The organism is Hugonella massiliensis, from assembly GCA_001486445.1.
In the GTDB taxonomy this organism is placed as follows: domain Bacteria; phylum Actinomycetota; class Coriobacteriia; order Coriobacteriales; family Eggerthellaceae; genus Hugonella; species Hugonella massiliensis.
The window spans coordinates 897,667-919,631 of the sequence record LN908986.1 but is presented as its reverse complement, the minus strand read 5'-3'; the positions used below and the strand labels follow the sequence as shown (position 1 = coordinate 919,631).

22 protein-coding genes are annotated in these 21,965 nt (G+C 61.5%); 4 read left to right on the top strand and 18 right to left on the bottom strand.

What is annotated here, in order from left to right; translation table 11 throughout:
• Positions 1-32: 32 nt before the first annotated feature.
• The 3 genes from BN3270_RS06555 to BN3270_RS06545 form a co-directional block, all read right to left on the bottom strand.
• Positions 33-944 carry a prenyltransferase gene (locus BN3270_RS06555; RefSeq protein ID WP_058986339.1) on the bottom strand — a complete coding sequence of 304 codons (912 nt, stop codon included), beginning with the start codon at positions 942-944 and terminating at the stop codon, positions 33-35.
• Between the two features lie 78 nt (positions 945-1,022).
• Complete coding sequence (locus BN3270_RS06550) at positions 1,023-1,508, bottom strand: universal stress protein (protein ID WP_058986338.1); 486 nt, start codon at positions 1,506-1,508, stop codon at positions 1,023-1,025.
• A 176-nt stretch (positions 1,509-1,684) separates the two neighbouring features.
• Positions 1,685-2,932, bottom strand: a complete 1,248-nt coding sequence (locus BN3270_RS06545) for a coiled-coil domain-containing protein (protein WP_058986337.1) — start codon at positions 2,930-2,932, stop codon at positions 1,685-1,687.
• A 164-nt stretch (positions 2,933-3,096) separates the two neighbouring features.
• Between BN3270_RS06545 and galE the strand changes: the two genes are divergently transcribed.
• The 3 genes from galE to BN3270_RS06530 are packed head-to-tail and all read left to right on the top strand — an operon-like array spanning position 3,097 to position 6,847.
• Positions 3,097-4,116 (top strand): UDP-glucose 4-epimerase GalE, encoded by a 1,020-nt coding sequence (galE, locus tag BN3270_RS06540; RefSeq protein ID WP_058986336.1) that lies wholly within the window; start codon positions 3,097-3,099, stop codon positions 4,114-4,116.
• Between the two features lie 19 nt (positions 4,117-4,135).
• Positions 4,136-5,821, top strand: a complete 1,686-nt coding sequence (locus tag BN3270_RS06535; protein ID WP_058986335.1) for a phospho-sugar mutase — start codon at positions 4,136-4,138, stop codon at positions 5,819-5,821.
• Between the two features lie 48 nt (positions 5,822-5,869).
• Positions 5,870-6,847 (top strand): biotin--[acetyl-CoA-carboxylase] ligase, encoded by a 978-nt coding sequence (locus BN3270_RS06530; RefSeq protein WP_058986334.1) that lies wholly within the window; start codon positions 5,870-5,872, stop codon positions 6,845-6,847.
• 231 nt (positions 6,848-7,078) lie between these two features.
• On the opposite strand, the gene dut is transcribed toward BN3270_RS06530, so the two are convergent.
• From dut to BN3270_RS09510, 3 genes are all read right to left on the bottom strand, one after another.
• Entirely contained in the window at positions 7,079-7,513 is a 435-nt protein-coding gene (dut, locus tag BN3270_RS06525; protein ID WP_058986333.1) for a dUTP diphosphatase, read from the bottom strand.
• Positions 7,514-7,957, bottom strand: a complete 444-nt coding sequence (gene nrdR / locus BN3270_RS06520) for a transcriptional regulator NrdR (RefSeq protein ID WP_058986332.1) — start codon at positions 7,955-7,957, stop codon at positions 7,514-7,516.
• An 86-nt stretch (positions 7,958-8,043) separates the two neighbouring features.
• Positions 8,044-8,346 carry a hypothetical protein gene (locus tag BN3270_RS09510; RefSeq protein WP_148335504.1) on the bottom strand — a complete coding sequence of 101 codons (303 nt, stop codon included), beginning with the start codon at positions 8,344-8,346 and terminating at the stop codon, positions 8,044-8,046.
• A gap of 108 nt (positions 8,347-8,454) precedes the next feature.
• On the opposite strand from BN3270_RS09510, the gene lexA reads away from it, so the two are divergent.
• The gene (gene lexA / locus BN3270_RS06515) at positions 8,455-9,099 is read left to right on the top strand and encodes a transcriptional repressor LexA (RefSeq protein ID WP_058986331.1); all 645 of its coding nucleotides are present in this window, start codon (positions 8,455-8,457) and stop codon (positions 9,097-9,099) included.
• Between the two features lie 89 nt (positions 9,100-9,188).
• Here lexA and hflX read toward each other — a convergent pair whose 3' ends face one another.
• From hflX to BN3270_RS06455, 12 genes are all read right to left on the bottom strand, one after another.
• Positions 9,189-10,511, bottom strand: coding sequence for a GTPase HflX (gene hflX, locus BN3270_RS06510; RefSeq protein ID WP_058986330.1), 1,323 nt, complete (start codon positions 10,509-10,511; stop codon positions 9,189-9,191).
• A complete protein-coding gene (gene dapF, locus BN3270_RS06505; protein WP_058986329.1) occupies positions 10,504-11,427 on the bottom strand; it encodes a diaminopimelate epimerase in 924 nt (307 codons plus the stop codon). The genes hflX and dapF overlap by 8 nt, the downstream gene beginning before the upstream one ends.
• A gap of 8 nt (positions 11,428-11,435) precedes the next feature.
• Positions 11,436-12,392 carry a tRNA (adenosine(37)-N6)-dimethylallyltransferase MiaA gene (gene miaA, locus BN3270_RS06500; protein ID WP_058986328.1) on the bottom strand — a complete coding sequence of 319 codons (957 nt, stop codon included), beginning with the start codon at positions 12,390-12,392 and terminating at the stop codon, positions 11,436-11,438.
• Positions 12,392-13,735 carry a tRNA (N6-isopentenyl adenosine(37)-C2)-methylthiotransferase MiaB gene (gene miaB, locus BN3270_RS06495; RefSeq protein ID WP_148335503.1) on the bottom strand — a complete coding sequence of 448 codons (1,344 nt, stop codon included), beginning with the start codon at positions 13,733-13,735 and terminating at the stop codon, positions 12,392-12,394. The genes miaA and miaB overlap by 1 nt, the downstream gene beginning before the upstream one ends.
• A 7-nt stretch (positions 13,736-13,742) precedes the next feature.
• Positions 13,743-14,069, bottom strand: a complete 327-nt coding sequence (locus BN3270_RS06490) for a stage V sporulation protein S (RefSeq protein WP_271711944.1) — start codon at positions 14,067-14,069, stop codon at positions 13,743-13,745.
• Positions 14,070-14,150: 81 nt separating this feature from the next.
• Complete coding sequence (locus BN3270_RS06485; protein ID WP_058986326.1) at positions 14,151-15,275, bottom strand: ATP-binding protein; 1,125 nt, start codon at positions 15,273-15,275, stop codon at positions 14,151-14,153.
• Positions 15,276-15,281: 6 nt separating this feature from the next.
• A complete protein-coding gene (gene rny, locus BN3270_RS06480; RefSeq protein ID WP_058986325.1) occupies positions 15,282-16,856 on the bottom strand; it encodes a ribonuclease Y in 1,575 nt (524 codons plus the stop codon).
• A 225-nt stretch (positions 16,857-17,081) separates the two neighbouring features.
• Positions 17,082-17,540, bottom strand: coding sequence for a regulatory protein RecX (locus BN3270_RS06475; protein ID WP_058986324.1), 459 nt, complete (start codon positions 17,538-17,540; stop codon positions 17,082-17,084).
• A gap of 126 nt (positions 17,541-17,666) precedes the next feature.
• A complete protein-coding gene (gene recA / locus BN3270_RS06470) occupies positions 17,667-18,731 on the bottom strand; it encodes a recombinase RecA (protein ID WP_058986323.1) in 1,065 nt (354 codons plus the stop codon).
• Between the two features lie 173 nt (positions 18,732-18,904).
• The gene (pgsA, locus tag BN3270_RS06465) at positions 18,905-20,074 is read right to left on the bottom strand and encodes a CDP-diacylglycerol--glycerol-3-phosphate 3-phosphatidyltransferase (RefSeq protein WP_058986322.1); all 1,170 of its coding nucleotides are present in this window, start codon (positions 20,072-20,074) and stop codon (positions 18,905-18,907) included.
• Positions 20,075-20,077: 3 nt separating this feature from the next.
• Entirely contained in the window at positions 20,078-21,388 is a 1,311-nt protein-coding gene (rimO, locus tag BN3270_RS06460) for a 30S ribosomal protein S12 methylthiotransferase RimO (RefSeq protein WP_058986321.1), read from the bottom strand.
• Positions 21,389-21,398: 10 nt separating this feature from the next.
• Complete coding sequence (locus BN3270_RS06455) at positions 21,399-21,896, bottom strand: YajQ family cyclic di-GMP-binding protein (RefSeq protein WP_058986320.1); 498 nt, start codon at positions 21,894-21,896, stop codon at positions 21,399-21,401.
• Positions 21,897-21,965: the final 69 nt, after the last annotated feature.

The window sequence follows — 21,965 nt, the reverse complement described above, 5'->3', positions numbered from 1 at the left end:
GGCGCTCGGTCTTGGCATGCGCTTGTCGCTGGCTAGATAACGAAGACGGTGGGGACGATGCTCGCGATGATGGCGGCGCCGTAGAAAGCCCCCAGCGTGATGTTCATGGTGGCGCAGAGGGCGAAGGCTCCCGCGCGAGATTGGGGGGTGAGGGGGTTGGCGAGCAATTTGCGTCCAAAGGGATGGGCCGCGAGCAGCATAAAAGGGAGAGCGATCCATCCGTCGAAGAAAAAGACCAGAACGAGCAGGCAGATCGCCCCTATCCAGAGGTAGATGATCGCATGGTAGAGCGTGCGTGTGCGGTCGTGGCCGAGCAAGACCGGCAGGGTCTTGCGATGGGCGAGGGCGTCCTTATCGATATCGCATCCGTTGTTGGTGAGCATGATGAGCGCGATGCCCAGTATCAGCGGTACCGACCAGAGGAGGACCATCCAGCTGAAGCTGCCGGTAAGCGCTTGATAGCAGGCGAGCGGGATCAGGCCGCCCATCACGAAGCCGCTTACCGCTTCTCCCAAGGGAAGGTAGGAGATGGGCGTTTTGCCGCCGGAATAGAGAAAGATGACGACGACGCCCACCAGGGCGATGACAAGGGGAACCCAACCGGTGCGCGCTATCACGTAGACGCCCAAAGCGAATGCGACCGCGATGAGGCTGATGAAATAGGTGCGCACCGATTTTGGGTTCACGTGGTGGTACACGAGGACGGCATCAGTGGGGTCGGGCTGGTTGTCGACGCTATCGGTGCCCTTCACGAAATCGAAGTAGTCGTTGATCGTGTTGACGGCGCTTTGGAGCAGGATGCAGATGGCAAGCAGGACGAGCACCATCAAGCCGTTGACGGATCCCGTACCCTTGTATCCGCCGTTGGCGACGGCTAAGGCGCAGGCGACGAAGACGGGGAAAATCGCTGCCGGCCAGGTATGGGGCGCTGCCAGCTCTACCATGAAGGTGGGCGTTAAGCGGTCGTATGCGGGCCGGTCGACCCTCTGGGGAGAAGTAGGAGACACGAAGGGAACTCGATTCTATTTTACGATGAGTACGGGGATGGGAGCGGAGCGCAGCACGGTGAAGCTTACGCTTCCGAGCAGACCGCGCAGGGCGCCCAGCCCTCGGTTGCCCATCACGATGAGGTCGCTGCCCGCGCGCTCGGCATAGGACAGCAGGCCCGCAGCCGGGCTCGGCGCGAATTCGATATCGATATGCACCCGGTCTTTGGCGTTTGCCGGCACTACGACGTCTATTGCCTTTTCAAGCTCGTCCTTCTGGCGGGCGGCCACGGTCTGCTCAATGGCGTTGATCGTCTCGTAGTCGAGGGCGGCGGATCCGGTTTCGCTCGAAAGCCCGGATCCGAAGCCGGTAAACGAATAAGCCTCTTCCATGCTCGTGAGCACGGAAACGACGTTGATCCTGGCTTCGGCATCTCCCTGCACCAGCTCCAAAGCGGCTTCAAGCGCATGGTTGGCGGGTTCCGATTTGTCGTAGGCGACGAGCACGTTCTTGTAAAGCATGATTCCACCTTTCATTCGGGTACCTTCATAATAGCCGAACGCTCGCAGAGCGGCTGCGGTGCGGATGGCTGTCGGATGCTGCGCGCCCGCGGCGCGCCCGCCGGGCGTTCGATCGGGCGTGCAACAAAAGAACGCCCGCGGGTGCGGGCGTTCAGAGCGTTTCGGTGCTGTCGAGGCTAGAGGATGCGGTATTGGACCGTGCGCACGCCCCATGCTTGGCAGGAAGAGAAGCCGAGCGCCTTGAAGACGCCTGGCTGCAGGTCGAGCACGCGCGACCCGCCGCCCATGGATCCGCAGTCGTTGATTCGGGCGATAACGGTTTTGCCGTTGTATTTGATTTCGACCGAGCGGCCGAGCAGGCTGCGGTAGCCGGGCATGGACATGGGGACGGCGACGCCCATAGAGCTGTCGTTGCAGATGGCGCCCGTGGCCGTGTAGCCGGGGTTGGGGGTCGAGGGGTCGGTCGAGCCGCCGTAGGCCGATGCGCTGCCCGATTTCCAGCCGGTCGAGCTGTCGGCCGAAGACGATCCGTTGTTCTTCGAGGTGTTGGAAGAGGCGCTGTTGGAAGTGCTCGAACCGGAATTGGCATTCGAGCTGGCGTTCTGCTTCGAGCTCGCGTTCGAGTTGGCGTTGGCGCCCGACGAGCTTTGGCCGCTGCTCGCCTGGTCGTCGGCTTCTTCATGATCGCCCGTATTCCATTCCGGAGAGATGGAAACGTCGGAATCGTTTTGAGTCGCGTCCTCACTCACGCGTTCCGCCTGCTGCTGGAGGGCGGCGAGGCGGGCCGCTTCTTCGCCCTGGGCGTTTTGCAGGTTGGCGCTGGCCGCGTCGACGATGGCTTGGGCCTGGCTGCGCTGGCCATCGAGGGTGTCGAGCTGGGATTGCAGCTGGTCGCGCTGGCCGTTGAGCTCGCTCAGGGCGTCGTTGTAGGTGTCGACGCGGGCTTTCTGCTCGTTGATCTTGTCCGAGGTGTCCTGCATGATCATTTCGATGTAGTGCATGTTCTCGAACAGGTCGTTCACATTGTCGGCAGACAAGAGCAGGGTGAGCAGTTGCGACGATTCGTTGCCGCGATAGTGGGCGACCGCGTCTTTCGAAAGCTCTTCGCGGCCTTCGAGCACCGCCGCCTGGGCGTCGGCGGCCGTCTGCGTGGTCTCGTCGATCTGCTGCTGGAGCTGGTCGGCTTGGCTCTTGGTGGCGTTGTATTGGTCCACGATCGAGCTCATCTGGGCTTCCGCGCTCGAGAGCTGGCTTTGGGCGTCGGCGACGGTGTCGGCCTGGGCGACGCCGGGCAACAAGGCGAGCGAGAAGGCCGCGCAAGCGAGAGCCCCGCCAATGCGTTGGCTGGGAGTGTACGTGTGACGGATAAGGGCGCCTTGGCGGACGAACCTACCTGCGCCTCGTGCATACGTGAATCGTTCCATGGCCGCTATTCTACTGTATCGAGTGGTTCGACGTGCAACATTGATGTCCTGCGCGGTTGCCATCTGGACTTTTTCTAAGGTTTACCCTCTCATTGCACATATCATCTACACTATTCGGGAGGCAAGCGGTAGGCGCTTGCGTCGGCTTGCAAAAGGAGTTTTTCATGGAAACCATTCTCGTCACCGGCGGTACGGGGTTCATCGGAAGCCATACCTGCGTGGAGCTCATCAATGCTGGGTACGATGTGGTCGTATTCGACAATCTTGTCAATTCCAAGGAGGAGTCGCTCAACCGCATCGAGGAGATCACTGGTACGCGCCCTCGTTTCTATAAAGTCGACATGCTCGACCGAGCGGGCGTGTGGGACATTTTCGAGAAGGAATCGATTTCCTCGGTCATTCATTTCGCCGGTTTGAAAGCGGTGGGGGAGAGCGTCGAAAAGCCCTGGGAGTATTACCAGAACAACATCGAGGGCACCCTTATCCTGGTCGACGTCATGCGCGCGCATGGCGTAAAGAACATCGTCTTTAGCTCTTCTGCAACGGTCTACGGCGACCCGGCCTTCGTTCCCATTACCGAAGAGTGCCCCTTGGGCAATCCCACCAACCCCTACGGTCAGACCAAGAAGATGCTCGAGCAGATCCTCTCCGACCTGTACGTGGCCGATCATGAATGGAACGTGTCGCTGCTGCGCTATTTCAACCCGATCGGCGCTCATCCGAGCGGCCTTATGGGTGAAGACCCCAATGGCATCCCCAACAACCTCATGCCCTACATCACTCAGGTTGCCCTGGGCAAGCTGCCCAAGCTGGGCGTGTTCGGCGACGACTACGACACCCATGACGGCACGGGCGTGCGCGACTACATTCACGTGGTCGACCTTGCGCGCGGTCATGTGAAGACCCTTCAGGCGGTCGAAGGTCAGACGGGCGTCCATGTGTGGAACCTGGGCACCGGCAAGGGCTACAGCGTGCTCGACGTCGTCAAGGCCTTCGAAGCGGCCACCGGCAAGAAGGTGCCCTACCAAATCAAACCGCGTCGCGCCGGCGATATCGCCACCTGCTACGCGAGCGCCGACAAGGCCAAGCGCGATCTGGGTTGGGAAGCTCAATACGATATCGAGGACATGTGCCGCGACGCGTGGAATTGGCAGATGAAGAACCCCAACGGCTACGAGGATTAAGCGGAGAGGACCGGTATACGTGAGTTTGCAAAGCACCGTCGATCGCTGGACCGAGCGCGCGACCGACCCCGAAATCGCCTCTCAGCTTGCCGACCTCCTCGCTTCGGGCGACGCGTCTGCGCTCGAAGACGCCTTCTTCCAGGATCTTTCCTTCGGGACGGCGGGTTTGCGCGGCGTGCTCGGGCCGGGCACCAACCGCATGAACGTCTACACGGTGGGGAAGGCGACCCAGGGCGTTGCCAATTACCTTAAGGCGCACTTCGACGCGCCGACCGTCGCCATCGCCCGCGATAGCCGCAACAACGGCGAGCTCTTCGTGCGCACGACGGCGGCGATTCTCGCAGCCAATGGGGTACGGGCCCTCCTCTTCCCCCGTATCGAGCCGGTGCCCGCCTTGAGCTTTGCGGTGCGCGAGCTCGGCGCTTCGGCCGGCATCGTGATGACGGCCAGCCATAATCCCGCCGCCTACAACGGCTACAAGGTCTACGGCCCCGACGGCTGTCAGATCACGAGCGATGCGGCCGACGAGATTTCGGCGGCCATTGAAACCGTCGACCCCTTTGACGGCGTACGCACCGGGTCATTCGAAGACCTTGTCGACCAAGGGCTCATTTCCTGGATCGACGATGGGATTCTCGACCGTTTTCTCGATGCCGAGCTTAAAGCGAGCCTTTCCGACCCGGAAGCGGCCGATGTTCCCTTGAAACTGGTGTACACGCCCCTTAACGGGACGGGCCTCGAACTCAATTCACGCCTGTTCGAGCGCATCGGCGTGACCGATGTGACGGTGGTGCCCGAACAGCGCGATCCCGATGGCAATTTCCCCACCTGCCCCTATCCCAACCCCGAGATTCGCGAAGCTATGCAAAAGGGCATCGAGCTGTGTGAGCAGGTGCACCCCGATCTCTTGTTGGCGACCGATCCCGACGCCGACCGCGTGGGCGTGGCCTGCAAAGACGGCGACGACTATACCTTGATCACCGGCAACGAGATGGGCATTTTGATGCTCGACTACATCTGCAAGATGCGCGCCGCCCGGGGTACGCTTCGTCCCGACGCGCTTGTGGTGAGCACGATCGTGTCCACGGTCATGATCGACGCGATCGCCGCCCACTACGGCATTTCCGTGGTGCGCACCCTTACCGGCTTCAAATACATCGGCAGCGTGCTCAACGACCTTGCCGCCCAAGGCGCCCTCGATCGCTACGTGCTTGGTTTCGAGGAAAGTTACGGCTATTGCCCGGGCACGCACGTACGCGACAAGGACTCCATCGGCGCGAGCATGATCATCTGCCAGATGGCCCAGCACTATAAGAAGCAGGGCATGAACTTGGTCGATGCAATCGATGCCCTCTACCGTCGCTACGGCTACTACCGCAATCGCACCATCAGCATTTCCTATCCCGGCGCCGATGGGGCGCGCAGCATGGCCGCCCTCATGGAACGGCTGCATGCCGAGCCACCGGTAGAGCTTGCCGGCTTCTCCGTCGAAACCGTCGTCGATTATGCCGACGGCTTCCAGGGCCTGCCCAAGGCCAACGTGGTCGAGTTCCAACTGCCGGACACCAACAAGGTCATCATCCGTCCGAGCGGGACCGAACCGAAGATCAAGGCCTATCTGTTCGCGAAGGCGGCGGACCAGGCCGATGCCGACGCTCTGCTCGATACCCTCGAAGCCGCGGCCCGCGCCCTGCTCGAAGCGTAAGCGATGACCATGGATCAAGGATCGTCGGTAAAGGAGAGGCTCCTTCGCATGCTCGTTGCGGCATCACAGGGGGCCTCTCCCTTCGTTTCGGGGGCGCGCGTTGCGGAAGAATTGGGCGTTTCTCGGGCGGCGGTTTGGAAAGCTGTTCAGGGACTTCAAGAGGACGGTATCTGCATAGCGTCTGAGCGGGCGAGGGGGTATCGGCTTGCGGGCGTCTACGATGAGCTCGACGCTGCCGGCGTGCGTTCCTTTCTTCCGCCTTCGTTGGCAGACCGCGTCCATCTGGATGTGAAGCGATCGACGGGAAGCACCAACACCGACGCCAAAGCTGCGGCTGAGAATGGGGCGGGCCCCTATTCCTGTGTGATCGCTGCCGAACAGGTGGAGGGGAGGGGGCGTCGCGGACGCCCCTTCTATTCATTGGGAGATACGGGGGTCTATCTTTCCATTGTGCTGCGACCGACTGTCGCGGTGGCTCAATCGGGGCTTATCACGGGCGCGGCGGCTGTTGCGGTGTGTCGTGCGATAGAATCCCTCAGACCCGATTGTGGCGCCCAGATAAAATGGGTCAATGACGTCTACATCGATGGACGAAAAGTCTCCGGCATTCTCACCGAAGCCTCCGTCGATTTAGAATCAGGCGGATTCTCCTATGCGGTGGTGGGCATCGGCGTGAACGTGTACGAGCCCGAAGGCGGGTTCCCCGAGGCTATCTCTAGGCGGGCGGGGGCCGTCCTGCACGAGAAGCGCACAGACTTCAGGAATCGTCTTGCCGCAGGAATTATTTCTGCCTTTATCGAGCTCTACGAACACGACCCCTTCGAAGCATTCGTTCCAGAGTACCAAGAGCGCTCCTTCCTCACGGGGCGTTGCGTGGAAATCAAGGGGGGAGCCCACGACGGCGAACGGGCAGTGGTGCGCGGGGTGAGCGACGACCTCGGCCTTATGGTTTCCTTGCCGGACGACACTTTCGATACCTTACGTACCGGCGAAGTGAGTATCGTCGTGCGTGAGGACGGGCAATGAGCGGTGCCCGCTGGTCGCTTACACGTACACGCGATAATCGCCGCAGGCCCACGGCCGTTGGGTCCGTGGGCCTGCGGCGGCTCTTGGAAGGGTAACGAGCCGTAGGATGCACGGGGGACGATGTCTCGTTGCCCCGTACGGCTTGTGTGAGATGGAACATGGCTTCTTATCTAACCTGCTTAGATTTACATAACATATATTATCAATATTAAGGGGAGTAAGGTGGGGGAGCTACTTGACGCCGCTACTCCCGAATCCGCCCGTACCGCGCTCGGTGCTGTCGAGCTGGGACGTCTCTACCGCCTGAATCTGTTCGACCTTAAGAACCACCAGTTGGGCAATGCGGTCGCCGGCCTTGATGACGATATCGTTCTGCGGATCGAGGTTGATGAGAATGACCTTAAGCTCGCCCCGATAGCCGCTGTCGATAAGCCCCGGCGCGTTCACTATAGAAAGCCCTTGCTTGATTGCCGAACCGCTCCGTGGCGTGACGAAACCGGCATAGCCTTCAGGAAGCCCGATAGCGAGACCCGTTGGGACGAGTTTTCGTTCGAAGGGTTTGAGCACGAGATCTTCGGTCGACGATAAATCGATGCCAGCGTCGCCAGCGTAGGCGGTTTTCGGGACGATGGCGTTATCGGTGAGCTTTTTTACGGGAAGGTGCACTTAGAGTCCTTTCAAGGCATTGCTGAATTCTTCGACGTTCTTGAAGTCTTTATAGACGCTGGCAAAGCGAATATAGGCGACCTCGTCGAGGTCCTTGAGGCGTTTGAGTACCATATCGCCCAGGTCCTTCGACTTGATTTCGGTAAAGTTTCTGTTGCGCAACTCTGCTTCGAGGTCGTCAACGAGATTGTTGATCTGTTCAGGGGTTATATGGCGTTTTGCGCACGCGATATAGATACCGCGAATGAGCTTGTCGCGATGGTAGACCTCGGAGGTGCCGTCGGATTTCAGCACGATGAGAGGGCTTTCTCCCAAGCGCTCGTAGGTGGTAAATCGACGGCCGCAGGACAGGCATTCGCGCCTTCTTCTGATTACGGTGCCGTCTTCAGAAGGTCGAGAATCGACGACTTTGGAAACCTTGTTTCCGCAATTAGGGCAACGCATTCCGCTCCTCTCGTTTGATGAGACGAGGGTACCATATGAATGTGCGCTCTGGATGCGACTTGGCTTCTGGCGATTGCCGTTTCCTTTTAGAGCACCACGCCGAGTGCAAGAACCAGTGCGGCGGCGAGCGTATAGCCTGCCCCGATGCCGATGACCTGTCGTTTCGACGAGTGTTCTGCAGGAGTTCCTGCGAGCGTTCCATTGGTGAGGTCCCGATACCATTGCGGTGTTCTGAGGTGCGGTCGACGTGCGCTCTCTGCCAACCGCCTCCCGCAGGAAGCGCGGGCCTTATCGAACGTAATGATGGTGCCGTATTCGGTGGTGCAAGAATGCGTGGGCGCAAGTGCGGCGCTGCCTTCTGTGAGATAACGTGCGGTTTCGTACCTCATGACTACCCTTTCGAAGTTCTTGCATAGAACCTTTGTTCGTGTATACTCTAAATCGAACATACGTACTTGTCAACAAATTAACGAACGTATGTTCGAGCGGAGGATCCTATGGCAAAAGCCCTTACCAAACGTCAGCAAGCCGTACTCGATTGCATCGAGGAATTCATCTCCGAAAAGGGGTACGGACCCACGGTGCGCGAGCTGTGCGATCGCATGCACCTATCGTCTCCCTCCACCGTCCATGTTCATCTGCACGCGCTCGAAGAAAAGGGGCTCATTCACCGCGACCCCCTCAAGTCGCGTTCCATTACGCTTGCCCACGCCCAGGACGACGCGACGGCAGATGCGGGGGGCGCCTTCTCCCCCGCCTTCGGTTCTGTCGTTTCGCTGCCCCTTGTAGGCAATGTGGCCGCCGGCTCCCCCCTTCTCGCCGAGGAGAACATCACCGAAACGATTGCGCTCCCTACGGAAATCGTCGGCGATGCGGCATCCTTCTTGCTTTCCGTACACGGAGAATCGATGATCGAAGCGGGCATAAACGATGGCGATTACATTGTCGTGAAAGAGCAGCCCACGGCCACCAACGGCGATATCGTCGTGGCTTTGGTCGACGACGGCGCTACGGTGAAGCGCTTCTATAAGGAGGCCGACCATATACGCCTCCAGCCTGAGAACTCTTCTATGGACCCTATCATCGTCCCCGACTGCACGATTGTCGGCAAAGTGGTGGCCCTGTTTCGCCGTGTGATGTAAGCGCGACGCGCTGTCTTTTTGCTTCGCCCCGTCCGTGCGTTTCGAGCGCGGACGGGGCGTTCAATTTCCCACTGGTCAAACGGCGGGATTTATGACTCGTCGGTGTCGTCCTCTTCGACGACGAACGGCTTGAAAGTCGGGGCGAATGCGCTGGGCACCCGCATTTGAATGACAGTGCCGTCGGGTTCGTATGCTTCGCGCGAGATGAAGCACCGTTGGTGGGCCAGGGATACGAGGTCGCCCCGGTCGTAAGGGATGCGCACGGTAAGATGCGTGTCTTGGGCTGCGGAAAGCCGAACGAGTTGGTCGATAAGCGTGTCGACGCCTTGACCGGTGCGTGCCGAAATAAAGAGGGCGTGGGGGTATCGTGCCTTGAGCGCGGCTTCTTCGTCCTCTGTGAGCGCGTCGATCTTGTTGAAAACCGTCACGCGATTGATGTGGGCGGCGTCGATTTGGTCCAAGACCTCTTCGACGGCCGCGATTTGGTGCTCGTATTCGGTTGCCGAGGCATCGACGATATGAAGGATGGCATCGGCTTCGCGAATTTCTTCGAGCGTGCTCTTGAAGGATTCAACGAGGGTTGTGGGGAGCTTCTGGATGAAGCCGACCGTATCGGTCAGGGTGACTTCTCGTCCTTCGGGCAGCGTGAGCTTGCGGGTGGTGGAATCGAGGGTTGCGAAGAGCTTGTCATAGCTGAGAACGCCCGCGTCGGTAAGGCGGTTGAGCAGGCTCGATTTGCCCGCGTTGGTGTAACCGGCAAGCGCGATGCGGACCATGCCGCTTGCCGACCGACTTTGGCGTTGCAGGCTGCGATTGCGGTCGAGCTCGGCGAGTTCGCGTTTGATCGACGTGATACGTTTGCGTACAAGCCTTCGGTCGACTTCCAGCTGGCTCTCGCCTTCTCCGAAGCGGCTGCCGACGCCACCGCCCATGCGGTTGCTGGCAAGGTGAGCCCACATGCCGCGCAGGCGCGGCAGCAGGTACTGATTTTGGGCGAGCCGCACCTGCAGGCGCCCTTCGCGCGTATGAGCATGGAGGGCGAAAATATCCAGGATGAGGGCCGTTCGGTCGATGATCTTGACGTTGCGGTCAACGCATTTCTCGAGGTTGGATTGCTGCGAGGGCGTCAGTTCGTCGTCGAATATGACGACATCGACGTCGAGTGAGCGGCAGAGCTCGGCAAGCTCGTGCGCCTTGCCGCTGCCGATGAAGGTGGCGGGATTGGGCGTGGCGAGTTTTTGGGTGATCTGCCCAACGGGGAGGGCGCCCGCCGTGTCGGCAAGGCGCCCCAGTTCTGCGAGGGTTTCCTGCAAGGGCCATTCGGATTGGGGAAACTCTACGCCGACGAGCAGTGCGTGTTCTGGCTCTTCCGCCGTGTCCTGCAGCGGAAACCGGTTGAGGTTTTTAGACAAGTTCGATGGATCCTTCGAACGCTTCGGTCGCGGTGCCCGTCATGAAGACGTGGTCGGAATCGGCCTTCCAGTCGATGTGGAGGACGCCGCCGCGGAGGTGCACGTCAACCGTGCGCTCGGAGAGCTCGTTGAGGTGGGCGGCAACGGCGGATGCGCAGGCGCCGGTGCCGCAGGCGAGCGTTTCGCCGTCGCCGCGTTCGTAGACGCGCATATGAAGACCGTCGGAGGCGACGGAGATGAACTCGATATTGGCCTTTTCGGGGAAGGCTTCGTGGCGTTCGTAATAGCGGCCCACCGTGGCCACGTCGAGTGTGGCGAGGCTCTTGTGCGCGGGGTCGGTGAAGAAGGCGTCGGGCAGGGCGGCGAAGTCGTCGATGAAGGTCACGGCATGGGGGTTGCCCATCGAGACGCAGGTGAACGCAATGCCCTTCCAGGGGTTGTCGATGAGGGCTGCGCGCACGAAGGGCGTGCCTTGGTAGTCGCTCGTTGCCGCAAGGGCCGTGGGGACCTCTTCGGGGACGAGGATGGGTTCGCCCATGTCGACGGTGGCTTCGAGGAGCTTGCCGTCTTCGTCAAGCGAGCAGGTGATTCCCTTCTCGCCGGCGAGCGTGTCGAGGACGAAGCCGTCTTCCGGATGGTCGACGTAGCCGCGGTCGACGACGAATTTGGCCAGGCAGCGGATGCCGTTGCCGCACATCTGCGCGACCGAGCCGTCGGCGTTGTAGTAGCGCATGTAAGCGACGCACGAGTCTTTGGGCGAGGGTTCCGCTACGATGAGGCCGTCTCCCCCGATTCCGAAGTGCCGATCGCAGATGAAGGCGATTTGCTCGGTCGTGAAATGGTAGTCTTGCTGAAAGACGTCGAAGAACACGAAATCGTTTCCGAGTCCGTGCATTTTGGTGAATGCGTAGCGCATGGGATCTCCTATCTGTTTTCGTCCATTGTACGCTCGATTTCTGCGAGGCTTTGGTCTGTTAACAATTCGAAATCGGGTGTATCGGCCGTGAGCCACTGTATGCGGGCGTCCTTGCGGAACCAGGTGCGCTGGCGTTTGGCGTACCGGTGGGTGGCGAACTTGATTTGGTCGACGGCTTCGTCGATCGTGCACCGTCCCTCGAGGGCGGCGACGATTTCCTTGTAGCCGATGGCCTGCTGGGCGGTAAGAGCGTCCCGGAAACCGCAATCGAGCAGCCCGCGCACTTCGTCGACAAGTCCGGCGGCGATCATCTGGTCGACGCGAGCATCGATGCGGGAGCGCAGGATGTCGGGATCGACGCGCAGGCCGATGAAGGTCACCGGCTCGTAGAAGGGCGGGATGTGGGCAAGCTGAGCATGTTGCGCGGCATAGGTGGTCCCATCCGCCCTCATCTCGAACGCGCGAACGAGACGTTTCGTGTCGTGGGGATGGATAAGGGCTGCGGATGCGGGATCGCAGGCCGTCAGCTCTTCCCAGACCGCCTGGGCCGAGGTGGCGGCGATTTTGGCTGTGTAGGCTTCGCGGACGGGGTTGCCCACCTGGTCGCCTTTGGGAAATTCGTAGGCGTCGACGACGGCGCGGATATAGAAGCCCGTCCCCCCGCAGATCACACAGGGCGTGGCGTCGCGGTCGCAGCGGTCGACTACTCCCCTCCCGTAGGCTTGGAAGAGGGAAGCCGAATAGGGCGCCCCTGGGTCGACGAGGTCGAAGCCGTAATGGGGCACGATGCGGTCGGCGGGCGCGAGCTTGCCCGTGCCGATATCCATGCCGGTGTAAATCTGCATGCTGTCGGCGCTGAGCACACAGCCGCCCAATCGTTGTGCTATGCGCTGGGATAGGTCGGTCTTTCCTGAAGCGGTGGGCCCGCAGACGACGACGAGCGGGATGCGAAGCCGTTGCGGCATCAGAGCAGGGTCCCCTTCAAATACCAGGTGCGCGCCTCGTCAATGCGCACGTCGACGATGCGCCCGATCAGGTCGTCGAGGGAACACCCCTGGGGAAGGCGCGCGTGGACGGTTTGGTTCTTCGGGCTCTTCCCTGCCACCATGGCGGCATCCCGTTTACTCGTGCCTTCGATGAGAACGGGCACCGTGGCGCCTAGGTCGTGCTGGTTGAAGGCCCAAGCACCCTTCTGCACGACGTCGACGAGGCGATCGAAGCGGTCTTGGATAACCTCGTGCGGCGCGTCGTCTTCGATGGCGGCGGCGGGCGTGCCCGCGCGCTTGCTGTAGATGAAGGTGAAGACCTGGCTGTACCCCACCGTTTCGACGAGGCGCTTGGTTGCGAGGAAATCCTCTTCGGTCTCGCCGGGAAAGCCGACGATGAGGTCGGTCGAAAGAGCGATGTCCGGACGCGCGGCCCGTACCTTGTCGACGAGTTCAAGGTAGTGCTCGACCGTGTAGCGGCGGTTCATCGCGGACAGGACGCGGTTGGATCCCGATTGCACGGCAAGGTGAAGGGCGGGCATAAGGTTGGGCAGGGTCGCAAAGCGGTCGATGACCTCGTCGGTGAGGTCCTTGGGGTGGCTGGTGAAGAACCGAATGCGGTCGACGCCGCTTGCGGCAACGGCGTCGAGCACCGCAGCGAACCGCGGTTCGCCGTAGAGGTCGCGCCCGTAGGAATTGACGTTTTGACCGAGGAGCGAAATCTCGCGCACGCCCTGTTGGACATAGGCTTTGGCGGCATCGGCGATCTCTTCGATCGGGCGGCTGATTTCGCGCCCGCGCACGTAGGGCACGATGCAGTAGCTGCAGAAGTTGTTGCAGCCGACGGTGATCGGCAGCCAGGCGGCCCAGGGGTGCTCCCGGTCTTCGGGCAACTCGTCGTGGAATTCGGCGCGGCCGTCCACCACTTCGACGCGGTGCTCGCCCGAATCGATGGCCTCTTCGAGAAGATGCGGAAGAGCCTGCATGTTGTGGGTGCCGAAGACGACGTCGACGTTGGAGAGGTCCTTGAAGATCTTTTCGCCGTCGCGCTGGCCGATGCATCCGCCGATGCATACGTAGCGGTGGCCGTAGGGGCTCCCGGGACGGACGGGGTCGTTCTTCATCGAAGCGACTTGGCCGCGCAGGCGCTCATCGGCCTTTTCTCGGACGCAGCAGGTAAGGAAGATGCTGAAGTCGGCATCGGCGTTGTCGTCGACGCGTACGGACCCCAGGGATTCGAGCGTGCCGGCGATCCGTTCGGTGTCGTGTTTGTTCATCTGGCAACCGAAGGTGGTAATGCAGAAAGTTGAGTCGTTAAGCAAAGCGAGCCTATTCTTCTGTGGGGGAAAACACGGTGGGAGCAGTGCCGAGCGGGACGATCTTCATGCGAATCGCCGTGCGGTATTCCCCATCGATGACGATGTCGGCGAAGTTGGGGGTACAGGCGATCTCTATGCCTACCGGCGTGAGAAAGCCGCGGGCGATCGCTATCGCCTTGACCGCTTGGTTGACGGCACCGGCGCCGACCGATTGCAGCTCGACATGGGACCCGTCCTTGACCATTCCGGCGATGGCGCCCGCCACTGACGCGGGCGACGATTTCGAAGAGACTTTCAAGAGCCCGTTTTCGGGCTTGAGATGATTGACGGTGGACACGGGTATCCTTTTCGAGTGCTGCGTTTGTGGTCTGCGTATATGTAGGCTCATGATAGAGGTCCAAGACCCACGGGGCAATTGCTACCGCAAAAGTCGCACGGGAATCTCGAGGGTCAGGGCGCCTTTGCCTACCCGGAGCGCAGGCTGCACGGTGTCGTCGAGATAATAGGCGCGCGCAAGGGCCCGGTAGGCGTCTAACACCTGGGCGAGGAAGGCGTCTCTATCCTCGGGCGCGATCTTGAGCGTGCGGGCGTCGACGGCGTCGAGGGTGTCCTTGACGTCTGGGGCCTCGGAGCGCGGGCGCCCGGGTTTGCGCCGTTTGGCGCCCCCGGCGCGTTCGTCGGCGCCCGTGATGCGCACCTCTTCGGCGGCAGACGAAAGAGGGGAAATTTCTCCGTCCATGATGCGGCGGGCGCTTCGCGGCGAGAGCACGAGGCCGATACCGAGGGCAAGGGAGGAAAACTCTTCGGGAGTCGAGGCGAAGGCGAGGCGGTCGCAGACAGGCAGCGCTGATAGGTCGGTGCAGAAGGCGCGATCGGTTGCCGACGTCTTCTGCCGGCCGAGCGTCCACAGCGTGGCCGCGACATCGGTCGCCGAACCCAGGTAGACGGTCACCTGAGATCGGTCGACGTAGGCGAACTCGTAGACGGTGCGCCGAATGTTGCGCGGACCCCTTACGGTCACGGTGCCGGCATCGGTGCGGACGAAGATCGGGGCCGTGCTTTGGTCGCGCTTTTCCGGCAGGCTTTCCGTATCGGTGACGACGGAGATGGCGGTGCCGCCTCCTTCGACGGTATCGACGACGCGGGCTGATTGCGCGTTCACCTTGATCGCATAGAGAGCCATGCCGCGCCCGTGGATACCCCAGGTGTCAAAATGCACGGTATCGAGCTTGCTCGTAACGCGCGCTTCGAAAATACGTTCGCGCAGGCCTGCGGGGACGCCGTCCCCATCGTCAATCATCGTTAAGGACCGCTTGGTGCCCTCTTTGGTGGTGGCGACGAAAATGCGGGAAGCGTGGGCGTCGCGCGCGTTACGCAGCATTTCAATAACGATGTCTTCGGTGCCCCGCACGTCGTGCTTGGCCTGGCGGCGCTCGGCTTCTTCGCTCCGTAAACGGACGAAGCCATTCCCAAGGTCCTCTTCGACGCGGGAATGGCTTTCGCCGGTGACGTGTTGGATGAATGCGGTGAGGTCTTCGGGCATACGCGCTTACTTAGCGATGTCGACGGCGCGGCTTTCGCGAATGACGACGACCTTGACCTGACCGGGATACTGCATCTCGTTTTCGATCTGCTGGGCGATGTCGTGGGCGAGCACCTTGGTGGCCGCTTCGTCGACCACTTCGGGCTGAACCATGACGCGCACTTCCCTGCCGGCCTGGATGGCATAGGTGCGCTCGACTCCCTTATGGGCGTTGGCGATCTCTTCGAGCTTTTCGAGGCGTTTCACATACGCGTCCAGGGTTTCCTTGCGGGCTCCCGGGCGAGCGGCGGAAACGGCGTCTGAAGCTTGAACGATGACGTCGAGCACGCTGTTGGGTTCCACGTCGTTGTGGTGGGCTTCGATCGCATGGACGATTTCGGGCTTCTCGCCGAAGCGGCGGGCCAGATCGGCACCGATGACCGCGTGGCTTCCGTCGACTTCGTGGTCGACCGCTTTACCGATGTCGTGCAGAAGGCCGGCGCGCTTCGCGGTGGTGGGGTCGAGCCCGAGTTCGGAGGCGATCACGCCCGCCAGGTAGGCGACTTCGAGGCTGTGGTTCAAGACGTTCTGGCCGTAGCTCGTGCGGTAGCGCAGGCGGCCGAGGGTGCGCACGAGTTCGGGATGCAGGTCGTGCATGCCGGTATCGAAGGTAGCCTGCTCGCCGGCCTCTTGGACCTTCTGGTTCACGAGGCGCTGGGCCTTTTTGTACATTTCCTCGATGCGCGCGGGATGGATGCGCCCGTCGGCGATGAGGTTTTCCATCGTGACCCGTCCGATTTCGCGGCGCACCGGGTCGAAGCAGCTGATCGTCACGCATTCGGGGGTGTCGTCGATGATCAGGTTGGTGCCGGTGAGCTGTTCGAAGGAGCGGATGTTGCGGCCTTCGCGACCGATGATGCGGCCCTTGAGGTCGTCCGAGGGGATGTGGATGGTCGACACGGTCATTTCGGCCGTATGGTCGGCGGCGACGCGCTGGATGGCGATCGAGAGGATCTCGCGAGCCGTTTTATCGGCTTCGGCCTTGGTGCGCGCCTCGGCGTCGCGGATGATGGCGGCGGATTCATGGGTGACTTCGTCGCGCAGGTTGTCGAGCAGCTCGGTCTTGGCTTGGTCAGAGGTCATGCCGGCGACTTCTTCCAAGCGCTGGTTGACTTCCTCGAAACGGGCGTCGAGGGATTGGCGACGCTGGTCGAGTTTGCGCTCGCTGTCCTGAAGGTCGCGATTGCGACGGTCGAGCTGGCCCTGCATGCTCGAGAGCTGGTGCTCGCGGGCGTCGAGCGAATCACTACGGTGGTCAAGCGAGTTTTCACGGCTGTTGAGACGTTCCTCGGCGGCACGCGCCTCCTTCAGGCGCTCGGACTTTTCGGCTTCGATCGACTGACGCAGCTTGAGGGCTTGGTCCTTCGCCTCCACCTCTGCTTCCTTTTTCAAGGTGTCGGCCTGTTTGCGTGCTTCCTGAATGAGCGCGTCCGCTTCGCGCTGGGCGTTCTGCTGGCGAGAGTTGTTGATGGCTCGAATGACTATGACGCCGGCGATAACGCCGACAGCAAGGCCGATGATGAGCCAAAGGATTTCCGGCATACGCTCCCCCTTTCGTTTGCGTGTGGCTATTGGTTCTGGACATCAAAAATGCCCGGTGAAAACCAGGCATGAGAATAGACGTACGGTTGTGGGGCGCTCTATGCAGTTCATCTATATAAAACACCTTTGCAGGCACGTAAAATCTCACGCATATCAACTATAGATGTTATGCGTGAGATTTTCTAGAGAAGGGGCGAGATGCACACGAGCAGCGGCGAACGTTGCCTAGGGACGATTGCCGTCTGAGCGCGTTTCGTACCAGATGCGCACAGCGCGAGAGGCGACCCCGGCTTGGTATCCCCTGCCGATGAGTTTGCGATACGCGGCGTTCCAAACCTGCTTGGAACGCGGTGGATGGGATTGGAGCAGAGCGAGAGCCGCCTCGAGTTGGGAGGCATCTTCGATGCCGTAGGCTTCGGGCCAGCCGTCGAGGTCGCGGGCGACTATGCCGTGTTTGAGGAGGTCGCGCTCTATCGACCGCTCTCCCCTTCCTGCAGCTAGACGCGATCGGATAAACAGATCGGCGAATCGAGCGTCGTCTACGATGCCGAGACGTTGGGCTTTGGCGATGGCTTCACGGGCTTCATCTTCGGGGTACCCATAAGTCGTGAGGCGTTTGGCGAGTTCTGCGCTCGATCGCTCGCGCACCGAGCAGAGCTGCACGAGCTTGTCGAACGGCTTCATGCGCGGTGGCTCCCCCTTCCCCGTCGACGGGCGCCTGCGCCTGCGCGGGGCGCGCACTGGGTCGGGGTCGAAGGAGGAAACCGCGCGGTGCGAATCGGGTGCGAACGCCATGGGACGACCGAGCGCCTACTTGCGTTTAGCCGGTTTGGGGTCGGGATGGGTTTCGGTGGCGACCGATGAACCGCTCGGTTCGGGGATGGCGAGCTCGTATTCCTCGCGCACCTTGCGTTCGAGTTCGTCGCGCAAGTCGGGGTTGTCTTCGAGCGTGCGCTTTGCCGCTTCCCTTCCCTGGCCCAGGCGCTCTTCCCCATACGTGTACCAAGCACCGCTCTTCTTGGCGATACCGCACTCAACCGCCATATCCAATATACAGCCAGTTTTTGAAATGCCTTCTCCGTACATGAGGTCGAATTCAGCTTGACGGAATGGAGGGGCCACCTTGTTCTTCACGACCTTGGCACGTACGCGGTTGCCAACCGTCTCGCCGTTCTGTTTGACGTAGTCGCACCGACGGACGTCGATGCGAACCGAGGAGAAGAACTTCAGCGCGCGGCCGCCCGTCGTGGTTTCAGGATTGCCGAACATCACGCCGATTTTCTCGCGCAATTGGTTGATGAAGATGCAGGTGGTGTTGGATCGGGACAGGGAGCCCGCCAGTTTGCGGAGGGCTTGGCTCATGAGGCGGGCTTGAAGGCCGACCGTGGTGTCGCCGATCTCGCCTTCGATTTCAGCGCGGGGCACGAGGGCTGCCACCGAGTCGATGACGACGGCGTCGATGGCGCCGCTGCGGACGAGCATGTCGCAGATTTCGAGTGCCTGTTCCCCGGTGTCCGGTTGGCTGATGAGCAGGTCGTCGACGTCGACGCCGAGTTTGGCGGCGTAGACCGGGTCGAGCGCATGTTCGGCGTCGATAAAGGCCACGATGCCGCCGAGTGCCTGGGCCTCGGCGAGAATGTGGAGGGCGAGCGTCGTTTTGCCACTTGATTCGGGGCCGTAGATCTCGACGATGCGGCCCCGGGGCACGCCGCCGATGCCCAAGGCCGCATCGAGCGACAGGGCGCCGGTGGGGATGACCCCGATTTCCATGTGCTCGTTATCGCCGAGCTTCATAATCGACCCGCGTCCGAACTTCTTTTCGATCTGGTCGAGTGTGGGCTTGAGCGTCTTTTCTTTTTCTGCCGCCTGCGACATCGCGTCTCCTTCAATTGAATACAGCACTAGCCATTATACGAACAGATGTTTGCCTGTCAAGCGAACTCCCTTCCCTTTGCAGGGTAGAGGGCGCATGCCTCCCTTTGCTTGAAGAAAGCACCCGCAGTGCCCGCTTCGCATTCGCGGAAAGGGTGCAGGAAGGACGCGAAATCCTAGCGAGCGCGCTCTTCTATCGCCGCCTCGACGGCGGTGAGAGCCTCTTCAACGGTCTGGGCGCGCACGGCAGCCCGATTGCCTTTGAAATGGAAGACGCGCGCGTCGACCGAATCAGCAGAGGCGATTCCAATCCAGACGGTGCCCACGGGCTTGCCCGGCTCCGCTCCCCCCGGCCCCGCGATACCGGTAACCGATACGGCCAGGTCCGTCTGAAGGGCGGCTTGGGCGCCACGGGCCATTTCGCAGGCCGTCTCTCTGCTCACGGCTCCATGGGTGTCAAGCGTTTCCTTGGCGACCCCGAGTTGGCGGTGCTTGACGGGGTTGGTATAGGACACGATGCCGCCGTTGAGCACGGCCGAAGAGCCGGGAACGTCTGTGAGGGCGGCGGCGATCATCCCGCCCGTGCAGCTCTCTGCCGTACCCACGGTAAGGTCGTGTGCGGTTGCATCGCGCACGACGCGGCGGGCAAGCTCCTCGATGCGCGACGCGGGATCGTGGGGAGCGGAGGCGCTTGCGGCATTGCCGGCGGAGTCTTCGTCGCCGAACCCGAGAAGGTGCTTGGCTTTGGCGAAGTAGTCGAGCATCGAGATGACCGTCATCACGAGGGCAGCGATCATGACCAGCCAGCTGAAGAGGTAGAAGGCGATGAAGGCTTCGTGTCCCCAACTGGCCACAAGCCAGCTGTCCTTCACGGTGAACAGGACGATGGCGCACATCTGCAAGACCGTTTTCACCTTGCCGTACCAGCTGGCGGCGATGACGACGTTCTTACTGGCCGCCACCATGCGAATGCCCGACACGATGAACTCGCGCGCCAAGATGACGAGCGCCACCCATGAAGGCAGAGGACCCAGCTCGACGAGGGCGAGCAGGGCCGCCGCAACGAGGATCTTGTCGGCAAGCGGGTCCATGAACTTGCCCAGATCGGTGACTTCGTTGCGGCTGCGGGCCAAATGGCCGTCGATGAAGTCGGTTGCCGCAATAGCCACGAAGACCAAGGCCGCGACCCACGGCTTCCAAATCTCGGCTTCAGGCCACTGGGGGAACCAATCGGGCCAAGGGGAGACGATGGCGACGACGAAGACCGGAATGAGCAAGATGCGCAGCAGGGTGACCTTGTTGGCCGGGGTCCACAGCTGTGCAGGAGCACTCTGCTCTTGGGGCATGGGCTATTCGCCTTCCATTTCATAGAGAAGGGTATCGGTGATAGTGACGGTGACGATGTCGCCGGGCGCGCCCTCGTGCACGAAGGTGACGCCGTCGACATCGGGGGCCTGGCACATGGCACGGCCGTAGAGCTGGCCGTCCTCTTCCCTGCCCAGCACGAGCACGTCCTGGCGCGTTCCGATCCGGTCGGCCACCCGCACGCGCGAAATAGAATCGGCGATGGCGCGCAGTTCGCGGGCGCGTTCCTCTTTGGTGTCCTCGTCGACCTGGCCGTCCATGCGGCCGGCCACCGTCCCCTCTTCCTGCGAATAGGGGAAGACGCCGATGTAGTCAAGGTCGGCTTCTTCAATGAAGTCGCAGACCTCTTGGAACTCGTCTTCGGTTTCGGTGGGGAAGCCGGCGATGAAGGTCGTGCGCAGGGTGATGCCGGGAACGAGGGCGCGTACGTGGCCGATAAGGGTCTCGTAGGCCGCGCGCGAGCCCTTTCGATTCATGGCGGCAAGGATGCGCTCGTTGACGTGCTGGAAGGGGATGTCGAGATAGGGGCAGATGTTGTCGTGAGAGGCCATGGTGCGAAGCAGCTCGTCTGTGACGCCTTCGGGCTGCAGGTACATGACGCGGAACCACGTGTCGGGATGGGCTTCTGCGAGGGTGGCCATGAGGGCGGCAAGGCTCGAGGGGGTATCGAAATCGGTGCCCCAACGACCCGTATCCTGGGCGATGAGGACGATCTCGCGTGCTCCGCGGTCCAGGCAGGCTTGCAGCTCCCCTTCGATCTCGTCGAGCGTGAAGCTGTGGTAGCGCCCGCGGATGTAGGGAATCGTGCAGTAGCTGCAGAAGCGGTCGCAGCCGTCCGAGATCTTGACGTAGGCACTGTAGAGCGGCGCCGTCTCAGGGGCGCTCACGGCAAGGCCGCGATGCGGGAAGAGGGCGTCGAGGACGGCGACGATATCGTCTTCCTTGCTGCAGGGTACGAACGTCTGGGCTTCGTCGAGGGCGGCGGTCAAGTCGTCGCCGTAGCGCGCCGGCATGCAGCCGGCCACGACGACCTTGCCCTCCCCTTCTTTCACTTGGGGCAAATCGAAGGCCTCGAAGATGGCCTGCAGGCTTTCTTCGGTGGCCGATTGAATGAACGAGCACGTGTTGACGATGATGCAATCGGCCTTTGCGGCGTCGTCGATGAGGGCGTAGCCGGCGCTCCCGAGGGCTTCGCCCATGTGGAGCGAATCGACCTCGTTTTTGGCGCAGCCCATCGTCACGATGGAAACGGAAACGGGCGCTGTGGAGTCGTGGGGTTGAAGCTTGTTGGTCACGCTGGGCCGCCTATCGGTAGTTGGTGAATTGGAGGGGCTGGCCGTAATCCTTTGATTTCACGAAGGCGATGACTTCCTGCAGGGTGTCGCGCGAGGCGCTCGACACGCGGAGCTTGTCCCCCTCTATCTGCACCTTCGCCTTGAACTTCTGGGCTTTGATGTCCTTGTTGATCTTGCCGGCCGTGTCGCGGTCGATGCCTTCGACGATGCGGGCAAGACGCCGTACCGTCCCGCCCGACGCCGCTTCGGGCTTGCCCCAAGAAAGGGCTGCCAGATCGATGCCGCGTTTGGCGAGCTTACTCGTGAGGATATCGGAGACCTGGCCGGCGACGAAGTCGCTCGGGGCGTTGACGGTAACGGTTTTCGCTTGCTTGTCGAGTTGGATCGACGAGCCGGAGTCTTTGAGGTCGTAGCGTTGGGCGAGCTCCTTCTTCGCCTGTCCGTAGGCGTTGTCGACCTCCTGCATATCCACGGTCGAAACGATGTCGAAGCTTGATTCTTTGGCCATGTGTGGTCCTTTCTCATGCAAGGGCCTCGCCTGCCGTGTGTGCAGGCGAGGCCGCTGGGCGGGTCATGT